General features: G+C 48.4%; 1 protein-coding gene, 3 tRNA genes and 3 rRNA genes. 6 read left to right on the top strand and 1 reads right to left on the bottom strand.

Annotation, left to right across the window (positions count from 1 at the left end; translation table 11 throughout):
- The 6 genes from Q7P33_RS17735 to Q7P33_RS17710 form a co-directional block, all read left to right on the top strand.
- A 16S ribosomal RNA gene (locus Q7P33_RS17735) occupies positions 1–52 on the top strand; the annotation flags it as partial.
- Between the two features lie 97 nt (positions 53–149).
- A 5S ribosomal RNA gene (rrf, locus tag Q7P33_RS17730) occupies positions 150–267 on the top strand.
- A 7-nt stretch (positions 268–274) separates the two neighbouring features.
- A tRNA-Ile gene (locus Q7P33_RS17725) sits at positions 275–348 on the top strand.
- Positions 349–426: 78 nt separating this feature from the next.
- Positions 427–499, top strand: a tRNA-Ala gene (locus tag Q7P33_RS17720).
- Between the two features lie 277 nt (positions 500–776).
- Positions 777–3,668 (top strand): 23S ribosomal RNA (locus Q7P33_RS17715).
- A gap of 79 nt (positions 3,669–3,747) precedes the next feature.
- Positions 3,748–3,820 (top strand) — tRNA-Asn (locus tag Q7P33_RS17710).
- Positions 3,821–3,922: 102 nt separating this feature from the next.
- Here Q7P33_RS17710 and Q7P33_RS17705 read toward each other — a convergent pair.
- Positions 3,923–4,562 (bottom strand): solute carrier family 23 protein (locus tag Q7P33_RS17705; protein WP_303872073.1); only part of this gene is annotated, 640 nt, incomplete at its 5' end.

The following is a 4,562-nucleotide window of genomic DNA, read 5'->3' as shown; positions in this document are numbered from 1 at the left end:
GAAGTCGTAACAAGGTAGCCGTATCGGAAGGTGCGGCTGGATCACCTCCTTTCTAAGGAAGAAGAAGTAAGGGTTTTATATACTGTTGAGTCTTTGGTTTTCAAAGCAAATAAAAAAGAATATAGAAACACCAAGAAAGACAAAAGATTTCTGGTGCCGATGCGCTTAGGGGAGACACCCGTTCCCATCCCGAACACGATGGTTAAGACTTAAGCGGCCGATGGTACTATGCTGGAGACGGCATGGGAGAGCAGGTGGGTGCCAGATTATTTATGGGCTTATAGCTCAGCTGGTTAGAGCGCACGCCTGATAAGCGTGAGGTCGGTGGTTCGAGTCCACTTAAGCCCATTGGTTTATTAAACCAGATGATTAATATAAAAAAAATAGGGATTGCCTTCATAGGGTAGACCAGCATCCAAGCATTTTGGGGGTGTAGCTCAGTTGGGAGAGCACCTGCCTTGCAAGCAGGGGGTCAAGAGTTCGAATCTCTCCATCTCCATTTGGTGTAATTGCGAAGTGTGTTAATAGATAACGCTTTAGATTGCATCACGCATGTACCTTGAAAACCACATATTGAAATATATCTAGATAGAGTTTTTATATGTCAAAGTATAAAGACAATATCAAGACATCCGAGGTGTTACATCTAACGATGTAACCAAAACAAAACTCGTTAAAGTAACCGTAACGTACGGTGAAATAACAAACCTAAGACCAGAGATACAACGCTATGTATCTTAGATAAGTAGCCCGCACCCGCAGGTGAACATCGAATTGGTTAAGCTAATAAGAGCGCAGGGTGGATGCCTTGGCACTAAGAGCCGATGAAAGACGTGATAAGCTGCGAAAAGCTTCGGGGAGGAGCAAATATCCTTTGATCCGGAGATATCTGAATGGGGAAACCCAGCTGAGCAAACCTCAGTTGTCGTATGGTGAATACATAGCCATACGTCGGGAACCCGGGGAACTGAAACATCTAAGTACCCGGAGGAAAAGAAAGAAAACTCGATTTCCAAAGTAGCGGCGAGCGAAATGGAAGGAGCCTAAACCAGTATGCGTGCATACTGGGGTTATGGACTGCAATAAGTGAGACGATTTGTTACCAGAACGGTCCTGGAAAGACCGGCCATAGAAAGTGAAAGCCTTGTATGGGAAAACAATAGTCAGCGAGCAGGATCCAAAGTACCACGAGACACGAGAAACCTTGTGGGAATTCGGGGGGACCACCCCCCAAGGCTAAATACTACTTAGTGACCGATAGCGCATAGTACTGTGAAGGAAAGGTGAAAAGGACCCCGGGAGGGGAGTGAAAAAGAACCTGAAACCCTGTGTTTACAAGCTGTGGAACCACGTTTAAGGTGGAACCGCGTACTTTTTGTAGAACGGTCCGGCGAGTTACCGTTACTGGCAAGGTTAAGCACTTAAGGTGCGGAGCCGAAGGGAAACCAAGTCTTAATAGGGCGTTGAGTCAGTAAAGGTAGACCCGAAACCGGGTGATCTACCCATGTCCAGGTTGAAGTTTCCGTAAAAGGAAATGGAGGACCGAACGCACATCCGTTGAAAAGGGTGGCGATGAGGTGTGGGTAGGGGAGAAATTCCAATCGAACCCGGAGATAGCTGGTTCTCCTCGAAATAGCTTTAGGGCTAGCCTCGTATTAGTCTGCCGGAGGTAGAGCACTGAATTTCCTAGGGGGCGTCAAAGCTTACCAAAGAATATCAAACTCCGAATGCCGGCCAGATGATGTACGGGAGTCAGACTGCACGAGATAAGTTGGGTAGTCAAAAGGGAAAGAGCCCAGACCACCAGCTAAGGTCCCAAAGTGCGTGTTAAGTGGAAAAGGATGTGGGATTTCACAGACAACTAGGATGTTGGCTTAGAAGCAGCCACACATTCAAAGAGTGCGTAATAGCTCACTAGTCGAGAGGTCCTGCGCCGAAAATGTCCGGGGCTAAAACACGACACCGAAGCTGTGGAATGTATATTTATATACATTGGTAGAGGAGCATTCTTAACGCACAGAAGCATTACCGTAAGGAGATGTGGAGTGTTAAGAAGAGAGAATGCCGGAATGAGTAGCGAGATGGAGGTGAGAATCCTCCAGGCCGAATATCTAAGGTTTCCAGAGTAAAGCTGATCTGCTCTGGGTAAGTCGGGGCCTAAGGCGAGGTCGAAAGACGTAGTCGATGGACAACAGGTTGAAATTCCTGTACCGCATATTATCAGAACTGTGGGGACACAGAACCGAAGAAGAACCCGGGAATGAAAAGACCGGGGCAAGCACTGGACTGGTTGGAATGGCAAATCCACCCAACAACAGGAAGGTGTGACGCGTACCGAACACAAGTAGGGAAGTCTTCGTAGGGGCTGTCAAGAAAAGCCGCTATTGTGTAATATGTGCCCGTACCGTAAACCGACACAGGTGGATGAGGAGAGAATCCTAAGGCCGGCGGGAGAAGCATTGTTAAGGAACTCGGCAAAATGACCCCGTAACTTCGGGATAAGGGGTGCCTGGGAAACCAGGCCGCAGAGAATAGGCTCAAGCAACTGTTTAGCAAAAACACAGGTCTATGCAAAACCGAAAGGTGAGGTATATGGGCTGACGCCTGCCCGGTGCTGGAAGGTTACGAGGAGGGGTTAGCGGCAACGCGAAGCTCTGAATTTAAGCCCCAGTAAACGGCGGCCGTAACTATAACGGTCCTAAGGTAGCGAAATTCCTTGTCGGGTAAGTTCCGACCCGCACGAAAGGCGTAATGATTTGAGCGCTGTCTCAACAATGCACCCGGTGAAATTGAAATACCAGTGAAGATGCTGGTTACCTGCGCCAGGACGGAAAGACCCCATGGAGCTTTACTCCAGCTTGATACTGGGATTCGGTACTGCATGTACAGGATAGGTGGGAGGCAATGAAGCAGGGACGCTAGTCTCTGCAGAGCCGATGTTGGGATACCACCCTTGCGGTATTGGATTTCTAACCTGCAGCCATGACCTGGCTGGGGGACAATGTCAGGCGGGGAGTTTGACTGGGGCGGTCGCCTCCGAAAGGGTATCGGAGGCGCTCAAAGGTTCCCTCAGAATGGTCGGAAACCATTCGAAGAGTGCAAAGGCATAAGGGAGCTTGACTGCGACACCGACGGGTGGAGCAGGTAGGAAACTAGGACTTAGTGATCCGGTGGTATAAAGTGGGATTGCCATCGCTCAACGGATAAAAGCTACCCTGGGGATAACAGGCTTATCACTCCCAAGAGTTCACATCGACGGAGTGGTTTGGCACCTCGATGTCGGCTCATCGCATCCTGGGGCTGTAGTAGGTCCCAAGGGTTGGGCTGTTCGCCCATTAAAGCGGTACGCGAGCTGGGTTCAGAACGTCGTGAGACAGTTCGGTCCCTATCCGGCGTGGGCGTAGGATATTTGAGAGGAGCTGTCCTTAGTACGAGAGGACCGGGATGGACTGACCTCTGGTGTATCTGTTGGCTATCAAGGCCATGGCAGAGTAGCCAAGTCGGGAAGGGATAAACGCTGAAGGCATCTAAGCGTGAAGCCCCCCTCAAGATGAGATATCCCATCGCAAGAGTAAGACCCCTTGAAGACGACGAGGTAGATAGGGCAGAGGTGGAAGCATGGCAACATGTGTAGCTGACTGTCACTAATAGGTCGAGGGCTTAACCAGGTTGGTTTAGGTAAGAGGAAAGAACGGATGAAAATAGATATGTAGCAATGTGTGGTTTTGAGGGTATATGCCTCAGTAATCCTCGATAGCTCAGTTGGTAGAGCAAACGGCTGTTAACCGTTGGGTCGTAGGTTCGAGTCCTACTCGGGGAGTTTTTTATTGCCCAAAAACATGGGGCACACGTGATTCTGGTTAATGAAAAAGCGCAGGCATCTTTGCCTGCGCTTTTTCTGTTATCCATCGGAATATAAGCTCTACTCCATCACCTCTGCTGGCTTTTCAATTTCCATTTTTTCCGGAAGTATAAGATTCAATACCAGGGCCAATACAAATACCACAGCCACACAGTTCTCTGCAAATACGTCCTGAATGATTCCCGGGAATATATGAAAGATTTCAGGAATCAAGGTAAATCCAATTCCAACGCTGAGCGATAATGAACTGATAATGGAATTTCTCTGGGAAAACCCGGCTCTGGCCATCATCTGCACTCCGCTTATGATGATGGATCCAAACATCATAATGGTACAACCTCCCAGAACAGCCTCAGGAAGAGATGCAAAAAAAGCTCCGATCGGCGGAAATAAACCTGCCAGTATCATACAGGCTGCCCCAGTCATTATAGTAAATCGATTAACAACCTTTGTCATAGCAATAAGTCCCACATTCTGACTGAAAGAAGTAACCGGCAGACAGCCGAATAAGGAGGAAATACTGCTGGCAAAACCATCACAGGCAAGAGAACCAGATATCTCCTTTTCCGTTATCTCACGGTCAAGACCTGAAACCACCATGGCTGTGGTGTCTCCAATCGTTTCAGTCGCAGAAACCAGGAATATTACCACCACTGATAAAATAGCTCCTATATGGAATTCCGGAATATAGGGTAAAATC

Origin of the sequence: Acetobacterium wieringae (genome assembly GCF_026646375.1) — a bacterium.
In the GTDB taxonomy this organism is placed as follows: domain Bacteria; phylum Bacillota; class Clostridia; order Eubacteriales; family Eubacteriaceae; genus Acetobacterium; species Acetobacterium wieringae_A.
This window is presented reverse-complemented; position numbering and strand designations above follow the sequence as displayed.